This is a genomic window from Saccharothrix obliqua (assembly GCF_019375475.1).
GTDB lineage: Bacteria > Actinomycetota > Actinomycetes > Mycobacteriales > Pseudonocardiaceae > Actinosynnema > Actinosynnema obliqua.
In genome coordinates, this window is record NZ_JAHXGQ010000004.1 from 432479 (window position 1) to 448066 (window position 15588).

The 15588-nt window shown below is 72.4% G+C and carries 14 protein-coding genes; 8 read left to right on the plus strand and 6 right to left on the minus strand.

What is annotated here, in order from left to right:
* Position 1: 1 nt before the first annotated feature.
* Positions 2-1210, minus strand: coding sequence for a cytochrome P450 family protein (locus tag KZQ38_RS15300; protein ID WP_219442552.1), 1209 nt, complete (start codon positions 1208-1210; stop codon positions 2-4).
* 840 nt (positions 1211-2050) lie between these two features.
* Between KZQ38_RS15300 and KZQ38_RS15305 the strand changes: the two genes are divergently transcribed.
* Positions 2051-3778, plus strand: coding sequence for a carbohydrate binding domain-containing protein (locus KZQ38_RS15305; RefSeq protein ID WP_219442553.1), 1728 nt, complete (start codon positions 2051-2053; stop codon positions 3776-3778).
* Here the strand turns inward: KZQ38_RS15305 and KZQ38_RS15310 are convergent.
* Positions 3775-5181 carry an MFS transporter gene (locus tag KZQ38_RS15310; protein ID WP_219442555.1) on the minus strand — a complete coding sequence of 469 codons (1407 nt, stop codon included), beginning with the start codon at positions 5179-5181 and terminating at the stop codon, positions 3775-3777. The two genes, KZQ38_RS15305 and KZQ38_RS15310, sit on opposite strands and share 4 nt — an antisense overlap.
* Before the next feature lie 60 nt (positions 5182-5241).
* Between KZQ38_RS15310 and KZQ38_RS15315 the strand changes: the two genes are divergently transcribed.
* Positions 5242-5766: a MarR family winged helix-turn-helix transcriptional regulator gene (locus KZQ38_RS15315; RefSeq protein WP_219442557.1), complete on the plus strand. Its 525-nt coding sequence runs from the start codon at positions 5242-5244 to the stop codon at positions 5764-5766.
* 5 nt (positions 5767-5771) lie between these two features.
* Here KZQ38_RS15315 and KZQ38_RS15320 read toward each other — a convergent pair whose 3' ends face one another.
* Positions 5772-6122, minus strand: coding sequence for a winged helix-turn-helix transcriptional regulator (locus tag KZQ38_RS15320; RefSeq protein ID WP_219442559.1), 351 nt, complete (start codon positions 6120-6122; stop codon positions 5772-5774).
* 95 nt (positions 6123-6217) lie between these two features.
* Between KZQ38_RS15320 and KZQ38_RS15325 the strand changes: the two genes are divergently transcribed.
* From KZQ38_RS15325 to KZQ38_RS15335, 3 genes are all read left to right on the plus strand, one after another.
* Positions 6218-6847 carry a DsbA family oxidoreductase gene (locus KZQ38_RS15325; RefSeq protein ID WP_219442561.1) on the plus strand — a complete coding sequence of 210 codons (630 nt, stop codon included), beginning with the start codon at positions 6218-6220 and terminating at the stop codon, positions 6845-6847.
* A 93-nt stretch (positions 6848-6940) separates the two neighbouring features.
* Positions 6941-7507 carry a TetR/AcrR family transcriptional regulator gene (locus KZQ38_RS15330; protein WP_219442563.1) on the plus strand — a complete coding sequence of 189 codons (567 nt, stop codon included), beginning with the start codon at positions 6941-6943 and terminating at the stop codon, positions 7505-7507.
* Between the two features lie 308 nt (positions 7508-7815).
* Positions 7816-8145, plus strand: coding sequence for a DMT family transporter (locus tag KZQ38_RS15335; protein ID WP_219442564.1), 330 nt, complete (start codon positions 7816-7818; stop codon positions 8143-8145).
* Positions 8146-8151: 6 nt separating this feature from the next.
* Here KZQ38_RS15335 and KZQ38_RS15340 read toward each other — a convergent pair whose 3' ends face one another.
* Positions 8152-8889, minus strand: a complete 738-nt coding sequence (locus tag KZQ38_RS15340; RefSeq protein ID WP_308258417.1) for an aminoglycoside phosphotransferase family protein — start codon at positions 8887-8889, stop codon at positions 8152-8154.
* A gap of 107 nt (positions 8890-8996) precedes the next feature.
* Between KZQ38_RS15340 and argS the strand changes: the two genes are divergently transcribed.
* The gene (gene argS, locus KZQ38_RS15345; RefSeq protein ID WP_308258418.1) at positions 8997-10703 is read left to right on the plus strand and encodes an arginine--tRNA ligase; all 1707 of its coding nucleotides are present in this window, start codon (positions 8997-8999) and stop codon (positions 10701-10703) included.
* Between the two features lie 39 nt (positions 10704-10742).
* Here argS and htpG read toward each other — a convergent pair whose 3' ends face one another.
* On the minus strand, positions 10743-12608 hold the full coding sequence (gene htpG / locus KZQ38_RS15350; protein ID WP_219442566.1) for a molecular chaperone HtpG: 1866 nt from the start codon (positions 12606-12608) through the stop codon (positions 10743-10745).
* Positions 12609-12778: 170 nt separating this feature from the next.
* A complete protein-coding gene (locus tag KZQ38_RS15355) occupies positions 12779-13204 on the minus strand; it encodes an RrF2 family transcriptional regulator (protein ID WP_219442568.1) in 426 nt (141 codons plus the stop codon).
* 158 nt (positions 13205-13362) lie between these two features.
* Here KZQ38_RS15355 and KZQ38_RS15360 point away from each other — a divergent pair, with 158 nt between their 5' ends.
* Both KZQ38_RS15360 and KZQ38_RS15365 read left to right on the plus strand, forming a co-directional pair.
* Positions 13363-14589, plus strand: a complete 1227-nt coding sequence (locus tag KZQ38_RS15360; RefSeq protein WP_219442570.1) for a globin domain-containing protein — start codon at positions 13363-13365, stop codon at positions 14587-14589.
* 9 nt (positions 14590-14598) lie between these two features.
* Positions 14599-15525, plus strand: a complete 927-nt coding sequence (locus KZQ38_RS15365; protein ID WP_219442573.1) for a phosphotransferase family protein — start codon at positions 14599-14601, stop codon at positions 15523-15525.
* Positions 15526-15588: the final 63 nt, after the last annotated feature.

Consider the following 15588-nt stretch of genomic DNA (forward strand, 5'->3'; position numbering starts at 1 on the left):
GTCAGGCCCGCAGCCGCACCGGCAGCTCGTCGTGGCCGTTGGCGATGAACGACCGGACCGGCCGCAGCTCCGACGGCGGCACGGCGAGCGCCAGGTCCGGGAACCGGTCGAACAACGCGGGCAACGCGATCTCCGCCTCCAGGTGGGCGAGCGGCGCGCCCAGGCAGTAGTGCGCGCCGTGCCCGAAGGAGAGGTGGGTCTTGTCCGACCGGGTCACGTCGAAGCGGTCGGCCGACGGACCGTGGAAGCCGGGGTCGCGACCCGCCGCCGCGTAGGAGGCGAGGATCGGCTCGCCGCGGCGGATCATCACGCCGTTCACCGAGATGTCGTCGACCGCGTAACGCAGCGGGAGGTGGGCCACCGGCGCCTGCCAGCGCAGCGTCTCGTCCACGACGTCCCGCCAGGTGCGCTCGCCGGACCGCACCAGCGCGAGCTGCTCCGGGTGGGCCAGCAGCGCGGCGATGGCGTGGTCGAGCAGGTTCACCGTCGTCTCGTGGCCCGCCACGAGCAGGAGCAGGAGGGTGCCGACGAGTTCCGTCTCGTCCAGCTGGTCGCGGCACTCGTCGCGCACGGCGATCAGCGCGCTGGTCAGGTCGTTGCCCGGGGTGCGGCGGCGGAAGGCCACCAGGTCGTCCAGGATGCGGTAGAGGTCGGCCTGGTTCGCGGTGGCGACCTCGGGCGTGGCGGCGGTGTCGAAGATGACGTCCGCCGCGTGGCGCAGGGCCGGGCGCACGTCGTCGGGCACGCCGATCAGGCGGCAGATCACCTCGATCGGCAGCGGGTTGGCGAAGCCGGCACGCAGGTCGGCGACGTCCGGGCCGGCGGCGAGGTCGTCCAGCAGACCGGTGGTGATCGCGGTGATGTCGCCGCGCAACGCCTCGGTGCGCCGCACCGTGAACGCCTTCGCCACCAGCGACCGCAGCCTGCGGTGCTCGTCGCCGTAGGCGGTGAACATGTTCCGCACCGACACCCAGATGTGCAGGGGCCAGTCGTCCGGGATCCGGCCCGCCGACCAGGCGGGCCAGTGCCGCTCCGGGTCCTTGGACACGCGTCGGTCGGACAGGATGCGCCGGAGCACCTCCAGGTGGTTGACCGACCACGCGACGACGCCACCGGGCAGCACGACGCGGGTCACCGCCCCGCGTTCCCGCAGCAGTGCTCCTTCCGCGTGGATGTCGCGGCCGGTGAGGTCGAGCCGAAACGGTTCCATGCACTCATGGTTACCGCTTATATACCCACGGTACAAGACCCCGAATCGCCCGGACCGCCGCGATGCGGACATCACACCCTGGAGGGGCCACCCGACCCACCCCGCCGTGTCCACTCGGGACTGGGCGGCGGTGCTCGCGTGGCGCACGGGTTGCGGGAGATCGACCCCGCCCGACGAACCGCCACGCGCGGCAGGCGAGGCGGAGGGCCGCGGTGGCGAAGGTCGCGGGAGGCGGGGCATCGCCCGACGGGCGCGGGTCACGAGGGGCAGGTGTCGCCCAACGGGGGTGTCACGCGGGGCCGGGCGTCGCGCGAGGGGCGGGCGTCGCGAGGCAGGTGGCGGTCGCGGGGGCGGTGAAATCTGTCGCGCGGCGACACTTATCCGCGTGGCGGGCGGATCGCGGCGGGGCCGCCGCCCGTGACGGCGGGCAGTCGCGGCGGCGGGATCGGGGCGGCGGGATACCGCGAATCCACCTCGCGGGGCATCGGCCGCTGCTCCACCGGGTCGGCACGGGACCTCGCCGCTCGCGAACCGCTCCGCCGGTGCCGCGCCCTCGCGCTTCGCGCCGCACATCGCAGGCGGCATCCCGGGAGCCCCCTCGGTGACGCACCGTGTCGATCGGACCGTCGACAGCCCCGCGCACCTCAAGTCCACATCGGACGGACAGGTCGGACTTCCCCCGCCACAGCGGGCGATTCCCGTGATTCCCGACCTTTGCCGCATACCGCGCCACCGCACCCGGACGTCTTGACAACCCCTGTGGTCTAGTCCAATTCTGAAGGCCGGTCGCCACCGCCGGGTCCCACCGGGCCCGCGTCCCCTCCCCTGCCTGGAGCGCACATGCGTTCGTCCAGAGTCCTCGTGCTTCTGGTGGCCTTGTTCACCTCTGCCGCACTCATGCCCACCGCCGCCCACGCCGCGGCCAAGCCGCTGCCCGCCCACGTGTTCGCGCCCTACTTCGAGGCGTGGACCGGCGAGAACCCGGCCACGCTCGCCCAGCAGTCCGGCGCGAAGTACCTGACCTTCGCGTTCCTCCAGACGGCGACCAAGGGCTCCTGCACACCGCTGTGGAGCGGCGACCCCGGGATGCCGGTCTCCTCCTCCGTGTTCGGCGCCGACATCAACGCGCTGCGCGCGAACGGCGGCGACGCCATTCCGTCCTTCGGCGGCTACACGGCCGACAACACCGGCACCGAGATCGCCGACAGCTGCACGGACGTCGCGAAGATCGCCGCCGCGTTCCAGAGCGTGATCACCACCTACGACGTGACGCGCCTCGACCTCGACATCGAGGACAACTCGCTCACCAACACCGCGGGCATCGACCGCCGCAACAAGGCCATCAAGATGACCGAGGACTGGGCCGCCGCCAACGGCCGCACGGTCCAGTTCTCCTACACGCTGCCCACCACGCCGCACGGCCTCGCGCCGAGCGGTCTCGCGGTGCTGCGCAACGCCGTCACCAACAACGCCCGCATCGACGTCGTGAACATGATGACGTTCGACTACTACGACGGCGCGACGCACCAGATGGCCGACGACACCAAGACCGCCGCGCAGGGCCTGGTCGACCAGCTCGCCCAGCTCTACCCCGGCAAGACCCAGCAGCAGCTGTGGTCCATGGTCGGCATCACCGAGATGATCGGCGTGGACGACTACGGCCCCGCCGAGACGTTCCAGCTCGCCGACGCGCGCACGGTCTACGACTGGGCGGTCGCCAAGGGCATCAACACGTTGTCGTTCTGGGCTTTGCAGCGCGACAACGGCAACTGCCCGGGTGGCTCGGCGGCGGACAACTGCTCCGGCATCGCGCAGCAGACGTGGGAGTTCACGCACATCTTCGCGCCGTTCAGCGGTGACGGGAACCCGAACCCGGACAACGACTTCTCGCTCGCGGTGAACCCCGCGTCGGCCACCGTGGACCCGGGCGCGTCGACCACCGCGACGGTCGGCACGGCCGTCACCGCGGGCAACGCGCAGACCATCGCGCTCACCGCGGGCCCGGCACGCACCGGCCTCACCGCGGCCCTCTCGCCGACCAGCGTCACGGCGGGCGGCTCGTCGACGTTGACCGTGAGCGCCGCGGCGAACGCGACACCGGGTGACTACCAGTTCACCATCACCGGCACGAGCAGTTCGGCGACGCACACCGCCACGTTCTCGGTGAAGGTCAAGGGCACCCCGCCGACCGGTGTGATCGCCAACGCGGGCTTCGAGGACGGCGGGCTCGCACCGTGGACCGGCGCGGGCGACACCGTCGTCGGCTCCCCGACCCACTCGGGGACGCACGCCCTTCAGGTCGCCCCGAGCGGCAACGGGAACGGTCAGGCGTCGCAGACCGTGACGCTCGCCCCGAACAAGGCGTACACGCTCAAGGCTTGGGTGCGCGGCAACTACGCGTTCATCGGGGTGAGCGGCGGCGCGACGGCGAGCGCCTGGACGTCGGCGGCCGACTGGACCCAACTGTCGGTGCCGTTCACCACGGGCGCGTCCGGCACGGTCACGGTCTACGTGCACGGCTGGTACGGCCAGGCACCGATCCACGCGGACGACTTCACCATCAGCTAGCCGTTCGACCCCGGCGGACGGGTCCGATCCCGGACCCGTCCGCCGGGGTCGTGGCGCGGCACGGCCAGCACCGCCGCGGCAGCCGCCGCGAGGACCACGACCTCGCACCACAGCACGGGTGCGATCCCACCCGTGCCGAGGTGCACCGCGCCGAGCACGGCCACGCCGAGCGCGCCGCCCACCTGCCCGGCGGTGGCGATGACACCGGACGCCGAACCGGCGTGCGCGGTGGCCACGCCCCGCAGCGACACGTCCACCAGCGTCGGGGCGACCAACCCCATGCCCAGTCCGGCGACGAACAGGCCCGGCACCAGCGACCACGGCGGGATCGCGTGCGCGGACCAGCCGAACGCGAGCAGCAACCCGCCCATCCCGACGACCACCACCAGCGCGCCGGTGATCGGCACCCGCCGGCCGAACCGCGGCGTGAGCACGCCCGCCGGCCCGGACGCCGCCGCGATGCCGACCGACCAGGACACGAACACCAGCCCGGTGCCCAGCGCCGTGAAACCACGCTCCTGCTGGAGTTCCAGCGCCAGCACCAGGAAGAACCCGGTGACCCCGGCGTACAGGGCGAACTGGGCGCACACGCCGCCGACGAACCCGCGTTCCCGGAACAGGTCCGGCGGCACGAGCGGTGCGGCACCACGACGCTGGAGCACCACGAAGACGCCGAACACCGGCAACGCCACCAGCGGCAGCACCACCGACCACCACGGCCAACCCGACTGGGGTCCCTGCACCAGCGGGAACAGCACCGCCAGCAACCCGGCCGTCAGCACCACCACACCGGTGACGTCGAGGCGTGCCGCGCGTGGTGCGCGCGAGTCGGGCACGGTGGCCGCCGCGACGGCGAGCGCCGCCAGCCCGATCGGGACGTTCACCAGGAACACCGCGCGCCAGCCGAGCCCGAACAGGTCCGCCGCCACCAGCACGCCGCCGAGCAGCGGCCCGGACACCGTGCCGATCGCGGCGGTCGCGCCGTACGCGGCGAACGCCCGCGACCGCCGCGCGGCGGGCACCGCGACCTGGATGACGGTCAGGACCTGCGGGATCATCGCAGCCGCCGCCGCGCCCTGCGCGACCCGCGCGCCGATCAACGCGCCCGGACCCGGGGCGAGCCCGCAAGCTAGCGAGGCGAGCACGAAACCCGCCACACCGGCGAGAAACACCGGCCGCCGCCCCCACCGGTCGCCGAGGCGCGCCCCGGTGATCAGGAGGACACCGAACGCCAGAGCGTAGCCCGCGACCGCCCACTCCACCTCGGCGGCGCTCGCGCCGAGGTCGGCGCGGATCTCCGGGGCGGCGACGTTGACCACCGTGGTGTCGATCAGGTCCATCGCGGCCGCGGCGAGCATCGCGGGCAGCGCCCACCGCAGCCGACCCTCCTCGATTGAGTTCACAGCTAAACCGTACAGAGCTTCACCATTCAGGTCGAACGGTTTCCGGCTAGGGTGGGCCGCATGGAGCACGAGATCGCGGAACTGGTCGACGACGGGTTCTTCGCGTGGATGGCCACGTGGAAGGCGCAGACCCTCGCGGCGCGGCGGATCGAGAACGCCATGCGTGAACACGCGGGCCTGAGCCTGACGTGGGGCGAGGTGCTGTCCCGGCTCGGGGCCGCCGAGGGTCACCGGTTGCCGATGAACGAGTTGGCGCGACAGGTGTTCGTGTCGCGCAGCGGCATCAGCCAGGTCGTCACCGCGATGGCCGGGCGGGGGCTCGTGACGCGGCAGGGCGACCCGGACAACCTCCGCGTCACCTACGCCGTGCTGACCGACGAGGGGCGGGCCGTGCTGCGCAAGTCCACGACCACGTTCCTGAACGCGATCCGCGAGGCGTTCGGCCGCCACGTGACGCCGGACGAGGCACGCGCCATCACGTCCGCGATGAACCGCGTGACGCACACCCTCGGCGGCTCACCGGAAACCCCGGACGCGACGGCGATGGTCGACAGTCTCCTGCGGATCGTCGGCGACCGACCCTGACGTGGTTACCGCGACGCCGTCGCCCGTGCTTCGAGCACGGCGGGCATGTGCGCCTCCACGTGCCCGATGAGCGCCAGCAGGTGGTCCGCCGTCGTCTCGCCCAGGTCGGTCAGCGAGTAGTTCACGCTCGGCGGCATGGCGGCCAGCACCTCGCGCCGCACGAACCCGTCCCGCTCCAACGCCTGGAGGGTCTGGGCGAGCATCTTCTCGCTGACGCCGTCGATCCGGCGGCGCAACGCGTTGAACCGGGCGGGTCCCTTCCGCAGCCCCGCCAGCGTCAGCACGCCCCAGCGCCCGGTCAGGTGCTCCAGCACCGACCGCGACGGGCAGTCCTTGGCGAAGACGTCGAAGTCCACCGGGCCAGCCTACAGCACTGTGGATAAGTCAGCGCTGTCAAAAAGTTAGTGTATGGTCGACGCCGACACCCCCTTCCTGCCCGAGGAACTGCCACATGCGCGTTGAAATCTGGAGCGACCTGGTCTGCCCGTGGTGCTACATCGGCATCAACCGGTTCGAGCGGGCACTGGCGGAGTTCGCCCACCGCGAGGACGTGGAGGTCGTCCACCGCTCCTTCGAACTCGACCCGTCCCGCGAACCCGGGGCGACCGAGCCGGTGGAGAAGATGCTGACCGACAAGTTCGGCGCGCGTGGCGAGGGCATGGACGGGCAGGTCGGCGAACTGGCGCGGGGCGAGGGCCTGGACTACCGGTCCGACCGCGAGGTGGGCAGCACCCTGGACGCCCACCGCCTCCTGCACCTGGCCAAGGCCCGCGGGCTCCAGCACGAGCTGGTGCGGCGGCTGTTCCGGTGGCACTTCGGCGAGGCGGGCTCGGTGTTCGACCGGGAGGTGCTGGCCGAGGTCGCCGCCGAGGTCGGTCTGGACGCGGACGAGGCGCGTGCCGTCCTGGCCGACCCGGACGCGCACCTGGCCGACGTCCGCGCCGACGAGCGGGAGGCGTCCCAGCTCGGCGCGAGCGGTGTGCCGTTCTTCGTGCTCGACCGCCGGTACGGCGTCTCCGGCGCGCAGCCCGAGGAGACCTTCCGCCAGGCCCTGGAAACGGCCTGGGCGGACGGGCGCTGACCCCGGGTCCACTGTGGACCCGCGTGACGCCGCCGGGTGGCACAATCCCGGGGGACCACCGGTCGTCGGCACCGGTGGAGGAGGGTTGCGGACGTGACCGAGGAACCGGTCGACGGACGGCTCGCGCGTGGGAAGCTCAAGCGCGCGGCGATCATCGAGGCGACGTTGCGGGTGGTCGAGCGCGACGGCGTCGGCAGCGTGACCCACCGGGCCGTGGCGCGGGAGGCCGGGGTGTCCACCGGCTCGGCGACGTACTACTTCGCCACGCTGGACGAGCTGCTGGAGGCGGCGCTGACCGCGGCGTCGGAGGATTACGGGCAGCAGTTGCAGGCGGTCGTGGAGCGCGGCGTCGGCGAGTTGGAGGCGGTCGCCCGGCTCATCGCCGACGCGGGCGGCCCCGGCCGGACCCGTGCGCTGGCCGAGCGGGAGCTGAACCTCATGGCCGCGCGCCGACCGGCGCTGCGCCCCGCCGCCCGGCACTGGCGGGACCGGGTGGCGCAGATGGCACGCGGGTACACCGACGACCCGGCCCGCGTGCGCGAGGTGGTCTCCACGGCCGACGGGTTGTGCAACCAGCTCCTGCTCGGCGAACTGGTGCTGGACGAGCACGAGGTGGCGGACCTGCTGCGCCGCGCGCTGGGTGGAGCCGCACCGGCGTAGCCGGAGCCGCCTCGCCACGACGCGGGCCGCACCGGCCTGGACCCCCGAAGCCAGACCCGACACGGCATCCGCCGAGCGCCACCGGCGCAGTTCCCGGCGCAGACCCACCGCGGCATCCCCCGACCGGCACCGGCGTGGTCCCCGAAGGCGGCCCCGTCACCGCATCCGCCGAGCGGCCCGAGCGCGTTCACCGCGCCCCGGTGTGCCCGGCGTCGCGTGATGACCAACCACGTGGACAACTCCCCGATCTTGTCGCTACGCTGACCAACTAGTTGAACATTTGTTGTACTTGTTGGCGAGGGGTCCCCATGGCTTACCTGTTCCTGTTCGGCGCGATCCTCTCCGAGTTGATCGGCGCGATCGCCACCCGCCTCTCCGACGGGTTCAGCAAACTGGTGCCCTCCGTTGTCGCCGTGGTCGGTGTGGTCGGCGCGTACGTGCTGCTCTCGTTCGCACTCAAGCGCGGCATGGGCATCGGGACCGCGTACGCCACCTGGGCGGCGGTCGGCGTGGCGATGGTCGCGTTGATCGGCGTGTTCGCGTTCGAAGAACACCTGACGCCGGTGCAGTTCGGCGGGCTCGCCCTGGTCATCGGCGGCGTCGTCGCCCTCGAACTGGGCGCGGCCGACGCGCACTGAACCGCGTTACTCGACCAGGGCCCGGTTCGCCCGCGACCACCGGACCCGGTCGGCCAGTTCGTCCAGGCCGCCGTTCTCGACGCGCGTGCGTTGTGGTTCCAGCCCCCGCGCGGCGAGAGCGGCCACGTGGACGGCGTCGAGGCGCTGGCGGTCGATCACCGCGTCGACCAGCCCGCCGGTGTCCGGCAGGCCGTACTCCTCGGCGAACACCTCGATCCGCCGCCGCCGGTCCGGGGGCGTGGCGAAACCCAGCCACCGCACGGCGTCGGCGTCGGGGCGGAACGGCGCGACGTACTCCAACGCGTACGCCACGTCGTAACGCGGGTCCGCGGGACCCGCGAAGTCGAAGTCCAGCAACCCGACCGGGGTCAGCCCGTCCCACACCACGTTCCACGGCCCGAAGTCGCCGTGGCAGACGACCGCACCGGTCGCGGGCCGCGGGTAGGACAACGCCCACCGGGCGTCCGGCGGCGGCACGAAACCACGTACCGCCTCGTGGTAGTCCCGCAACAGCCGCGCGAACGCGCGCAGGCCCTCGTCCGGCACTACCCGCGACCACCCGGCCGCGCCGGAGTCGCCGGGGATCATGGTGAGCACTTCGCGGTCGCCGACCACGCCCAGCGGCCTGGGCACCCGGTCGAAGCCGACGTCGTGCAGGTGCTCCAGCAACGCGTGCACCGTCGGCGTCCACCACCCGACCGGGCGGTGGACGCGATCACCCGCTATCACGATGTCGCGCTCCACAGTGGCTGGACTCTAGCGACGAGGAGCGCGACGCCGAAACGGATTGGCGTGCCGACCGCGGCTGCCGCAGAGATGGCACCCACAGCCGAAGCTCGGAACGGAGGATCGTGGACGACCACGTGGTGCAACCGTTGCTCGCACGGACCGCGGATGCGGTGTCCGAGGCGATCGGCCGGGTCCGCCCGGACTCGGCCGGTGCGGACCCCGTGGTGCGACGATCCGGCCACGCGGACTTCCAGTCGAACGCCGCGCTCGCGCTCGGTCGGCGGCTCGGGGTCGCGCCCGCCGCGCTGGCCGGGGAGATCGCGGGGTCCGTGACCGGGGTGCGGGCGGAGGTGTCGGGGCCGGGTTTCCTCAACCTGACGCTGCCCGACCGGGTGATCTGGGAGCAGGTCTCGGCCCGCGGCGGGCCGCGCCTGGGCATCGGCCGCCCGGAACGCGGCCGGAAGGTCGTGGTCGACTACTCCGCGCCCAACATCGCCAAGGAGATGCACGTCGGCCACCTGCGCACGACGATCATCGGCGACAGCCTCGCCCGCGTGCTCGGGTTCCTCGGCGCGGACGTGGTGCGGCAGAACCACCTCGGAGACTGGGGCACCCAGTTCGGCATGCTGATCCAGCACCTCTGGGAGCACCCGGGCGGTTCGGCGGTGACCGCGCTGGACGACCGGTACCGGGCGGCCCGCGCGGAGTTCGACGCGGACCCGGCGTTCGCCGCCCGCGCGCGGGCGCGGGTGGTGGCGCTCCAGGCGGGTGAGCCGGAGACGGTCGCCGCGTGGCGGGGGATCGTGGCCGAGTCGGAGCGCGCTTTCCGCGTCCTGTACGACCGGTTGGGCGTGCTGCTCACCCCCGAGGACTCGGTGGGCGAGTCGTTCTACAACCCGGTGCTCCCCGACGTCGTGGCCGAGCTGCGGGCCGCCGGCATCGCGGTGGACAGCGACGACGCCGTGGTGGTGTTCTCGCAGGAAGTCACCGGCCCAGAAGGCGCACCGGTGCCGCTGATGGTGCGCAAGAGCGACGGCGGCTACGGCTACGACACCACGGACCTGGCCACGATCCGCCACCGCATCCGCGAGCTGGGCGCGCAGCGGCTCGTCTACGTGACCGACTCGCGGCAGGCGCTGCATTTCCGGCTGGTGTTTGAGACGGCCCGGCGGGCGGGTTGGCTGACCGACGACGTGACCGCCGAGCACGTGGCGTACGGCACGGTCCTCGGCCCGGACGGCAGGCCGTTCAAGACCCGCGCGGGTGGCGCGGTGCGGCTGTCCGACCTGCTGGACGACGCCGTGGCGCGGGCCCGCGCGGTGGTGGCGGAGAAGAACCCCGGGCTGGACCCCGCCGAACTCGACCGGATCGCCGAGCAGGCGGGCATCGGCGCGGTCAAGTACGCCGACCTGTCGACGTCCCGGGCGAAGGACTACGCGTTCAACGTCGAGCGGATGGTGTCGTTCACCGGCAACACCGGCGTCTACCTCCAGTACGCGCACGCCCGGATCTGCTCGATCCTGCGTGGCGCGAGCGGTGCGACCGCGGTCGCCGACGTGCCGCTGGAGCCGGCCGAGCGCGCCCTCGCCCTGGCGCTGGACGGGTACGGCGGCGTGCTCGCCGAAGTCGCGGAAACCCTTGAGCCGCACCGGCTCTGCGGTTACCTCTACGACCTCGCGCGTGCCTTCACCGGGTTCTACGAGGCGTGCCCGGTGCTCAGGGCGGCGGAGCCGGTGCGCGGCAACCGGCTCGCGTTGTGCCGCCTCACCGCACGCACCCTCGGCCACGGGCTGGGCCTGCTCGGCATCGCCGCGCCCGAGCGCATGTGACCCCCGGCCCCGTCCGCGTGGACGGGGCCGGGCCGGTGGTCACAGGGAGCGCTGCAACTGGTCGGACAGCAGCCGCGCGAACCGCGCCGGGTCGGGCAGGTCGCCGCCCTCGGCGAGGACCGCCATGCCGTGCAGCAGCTCGGCCGTCTCCGCGAGCGGCCCCCGGTCCTCGGCGCCCTCGAACGCGGTGCGCAGACCGGTGACCAGCGGGTGCTCCGGGTTCAGCTCCAGGATGCGCTTGACGTGCGGCACCTCCTGCCCCATCGCCCGGTACATCTTCTCCAGCGTCGGGGTGAGGTCGAACGAGTCGCCGACCACGCACGCGGGCGAGGTGGTGAGCCGCGTCGACAGCCGGACCTGCTTCACGTGGTCGGCCAGGGTCGTCGTCATCCACTCCAGCAGCCCGGCGAACTCCTTCTCGCGCTCCTCCGCCGCGCTCTTCTCCTCCTCGGTGCCCAGGTCGACCTGCCCCTTGGCGATCGACTGGAACTCCTTGCCCTGGAAGGAGGGCACCGCGTCGACCCACATCTCGTCGATGGGGTCGGTGAGCACCAGCACCTCGTACCCCTTGGCGCGCAACGCCTCCAGGTGCGGCGAGTGCTCGATGGTGGCCCGCGAGTCGCCGGTCATGTAGTAGATGTGCCGCTGGTCGTCCTTCATCCGCTCCACGTAGCCGGCCAGCGTGGTCGGCTCCTCCGCGTCGTGCGTGGAGGCGAACGAGGCGATGCCGAGGATGGTGTCCCGGTTCTCGGTGTCGGAGAGCAGGCCCTCCTTGACGGCCGCGCCGAACTCGCGCCAGAACTTGCGGTAGTCCTCGGGCCGGTCCGCCGCCATCGTCCGGACGGTGGCCAGCACCTTCTTCACCAGGCGGCGGCGCATGAGCTGGATCTGCCGGTCCTGCTGGAGGATCTCCCGCGAGACGTTCAACGACAGGTCCTGGGCGTCCACCACGCCCTTGACGAACCGCAGGTACTCGGGCATCAGCTCTTCGCAGTCGTCCATGATGAAGACGCGCTTGACGTAGAGCTGGACGCCGCGCTTGCGCTCGCGCATGAACAGGTCCATCGGGGCCTGCTCGGGCAGGAACAGCAGCGCCTGGTACTCGAACGCGCCCTCCGCCTGGATGCGGATGGTCTCCAGCGGCTTGTTCCAGTCGTGGCTGACGTGCCGGTAGAACTCGGCGTACTCGTCCTCCGTGACCTCGCTCGCGGGCCGGGCCCACAACGCCTTGCGCGAGTTGATCGTGGTCGGCTCGCCGCCGTCCTCGGCGGCCAGGCGGATGGGCCAGGTGATGAAGTCCGCGTACCGCTTGACGATCTCGGTGATCTTCGCCGGCGCGGTGTAGTCCGGGAGGTGGTCCTCCTCGTCCACCGGCTTGAGGTGCAGCGTCACCGACGTGCCCTGCGGCGCGTCCGGCGCGTCCTCGACGGTGTAGGTGCCCTCGCCCGCGGACTCCCAGCGCACGCCCTCGGCACGCGGGTGCCGCGTCAGCAGGGTGACCTTGTCGGCCACCATGAACGTCGAGTAGAAGCCGATGCCGAACTGGCCGATCAGGTCCTGCGACGCGGCGGCGTCCTTGGACTCCTTGAGCTGCTGGAGGAACTCCGCCGTGCCCGATTTGGCGATGGTGCCGATGAGCCCGATCACGTCCTCGCGGGTCATGCCGATGCCGTTGTCCCGCACGGTGAGCGTGCGCCGCTCCCGGTCGACCTCGATGGCCACGTGCAGGTCGGAGGTGTCCACGACCAGGTCTTTGTCGCGGTACGTCTCCAGCTTCAGCTTGTCCAGCGCGTCCGAGGCGTTCGACACCAGCTCGCGCAGGAACGTGTCCTTGTTCGAGTAGATCGAGTGGATCATGAGCTGGAGAAGCTGACGCGCCTCCGACTGGAACGCGAGCGTTTCCACGTTCGTCCTTTCTCTTCGACCCTCGTCGAAGGGGAATGGTATCGAGCCGGGTGGCGGTCGGGGGACGGCGGACCCCGGAGGGCGTCGAAACCAAGCGTGTCCGGTTCATCACGCTCGGTGATGGTCGACTCGGCCGGGAGTGGCGCCGGGACCCGGGCGTCGGGACCGGTTCAGCCGGGGATCAGGGCGGCGAGCAGGTCGCCGGTCGGCGGACCGACCAGGCTGTGCAGCGGGACGTCGTCCAGCTCGGCGAGGAACGCCGCGTGGGCCCGGCGCAACGCGCCGCGCAACCGGCACGCGCCACGCAGCGGGCACGGCACCTCGTCGCAGTCCACCACCTCGGCCTGACCCTCGAAGTCGCGGACCACCTGGCCCACCGTCCACTGGAGGGCTTCGGGCGCGATGCGCAGCCCGCCGGACCGGCCGCGCACGGTGACCAGCAGCCCGCGGTGCGCGAGCTTCTGCACCACCTTGGCGAGGTGGTTGCGGGGCACGGCGAGCGCGGTCGCCAGGTCGTCCACAGTGGACAGGCCGCTGCGGGTGGCGGTGAGCATCAGCACCCGGAGGGCGATGTCGGTGGCCCGGGTCAACTGCATACCGCACCCTACCAAGGGGTGTTGTCGATACCGGTTTTCCCAGGACCAAAGGTCCCTATTCCCCCGTGATCAAGCGCATAGCACGCGAAGAGGGTTCGTTAAGAGGTATCGTTGATACCTTTTTTTGCGTCCCACCCGCTCCACGGAAGGCCAACCCCATGCTCGCCCCCGAGTCGGTGCGGATCGTCCGCGCCACCGCAGCCACCGTGGTCCGCCACGGCGAGGAGATCACCGGCCGCTTCTACGACCGGATGTTCACCGCGCACCCGGAACTGCTCGACCTGTTCAACCGGGGCAACCAGGCGAGCGGCGCGCAGCGCCAGGCGCTGGCCGTGTCCGTCGCCGCCGTGGCGGCGCACTTCGCGGGCCTCAAGCCCGTGCCGCTCAAGGCCGTCGTCGGCCGCATCGCGCACAAGCACGCCTCGGTCGGCATCTCGCCCAGCCAGTACGTCGTCGTGGGTCGCCACCTGACCGCCGCGATCGGCGAGGTGCTGGGCGAGGCGGCCACCCCGGACGTGCTCGCCGCGTGGGACGAGGTCTACTGGCTGTTCGCGTGCCTGCTGGTGGCCGAGGAGGCGCGGCTCTACCAGGTGGCGGGCAGTGATTTCGGCCGCCCGTTCCACCCGCACGAGGTGGTCGCCGTCGACCGGGACACCGAGCACGTGCGGACGTTCCACCTGCGCCCGGTCACCGGGTCGGGCAACCCGCACCGGCCGGGGCAGTACGTGAGCGTCGCCGTCGAGCTGCCCGGCGTGGGCAGGCAGATCCGGCAGTACACGATCAGCGGCGCGCCCGGCGAGGAGACGCTGCGGATCACCGTGAAGCGGCACCGCGCCGCCGAGGGCAGGCCCGCCGGGATGGTGTCCACCTACCTGCACGAGCACGTGCGCGTCGGCGACCGGCTGGCCGTGAGCCCGCCGTTCGGCGACGTCCACCTGCCCGACGGCGACGGCCCGCTGGTCCTCGCGGGCGCGGGCGTCGGCACGACGCCGATCGTCGCCGCGGTGCGCCACCTGGCCCGCACCGGCAGCACCCGACCGCTGACCGTCGTGCACGCCGACCGCTCCCCCGCCGCCCACCCGCTGCGCGCCGACCTGTTCGCCGCCGTGGCGCAACTGCCCGCGGCCGAGCTGCGGCTCTGGTACGAGGCGCCCGCCGCGATCGCGCTGCCCGAGCGCACCACCGCCGCGCCCGGCCTGGTCGAACCCGACGTGATCCCCGCCGACCCGGGCACCCGCGCCCTGCTGTGCGGCCCGCTGCCGTTCATGCGGGAGGTCCGGCGGAGCCTGCTGGCCCGCGGTGTGCCGGCGGCCAACATCCAGTACGAGGTGTTCGGGCCGGACGCGTGGCTCGGCGACGAGCAGCCCGAACCCGCCAGGGCCTAGGTTGGCCCGGTGCTGCCCGATCTCGACGTCATCGACTCCGAAGCGGTGTACGAGGCACGTCGCCACGACCCCGCGCTGTGGGTGCCGTGGGCGCGGCACGCGCTCGGGCTCGCCGGTCTCCCGACGCCGTCCGCGCTGACCGTGACGGGTGGGAGCACCTACCCGGTCGTGTTGGCGGACAACGGGTTCGTGGTGAAGTTCTACGGCGAGCACTGGTGCGGCCCGGACAGCCACGCCGTCGAACGCGAGGCGTACCGGGTGCTCGCGGGCGTCGGGTACGTGCCGGAGGTCGTGCACCGCGGCGAACTGCGCCCGCGCGGCTCGCGGTGGCCCTGGCCGTTCCTCGTGCTGCGGCGCGTGCCGGGCGTGCCGTGGCCCGCGGTTCCCGCCGGCGTTCGGCACGCGCTGGCCCACCGGTTGGGCGAAGCGATCCGGGAACTGGCCGGGGTTCCGCTGACCGGCGGCCTGCTCGGTCCGGACAGCACGGCGTTCCGGGACCTCCTGCGCGCCCGCCGGTCGGCGGCGCTCGCCGACCACCGGCGGTGGGGTCGGCTCGGCCCGGCGTTGCTGGACCGGGTCGAGCTGCCGGACCCGGACCACCTCGCCCGCACGCGGGTGCTCGTGCACGGCGACCTCCACGGCGGCAACATCTTCGCCGACCCGGCCGGACCCGCGTTGACCGGGTTGATCGACTTCACCGACGTCTACGCGGGCGACCCGAGGTACGCGTTGGTCCAGCTCCACCTCAACGCGTTCCGCGGCGACCGCGGTCTCCTGGCGTCCTGCCTGGACGGCATGGCCATCGAGGTCGACCCGCGCGACATGCTCGCCTTCACGCTCCTGCACGACTTCGACGTGCTGGAGGGCTTCCCGCACGACCTGACCGGCTTCACCGAGCCCGACGACCTGGCCGCCGCCCTCTGGGCGGTCCCGTGATCGGGTACGGTGGGATCATGCTTTGACGCAGGCCCGCGAGCCGGGCGCCCCCGCACCTCCTTC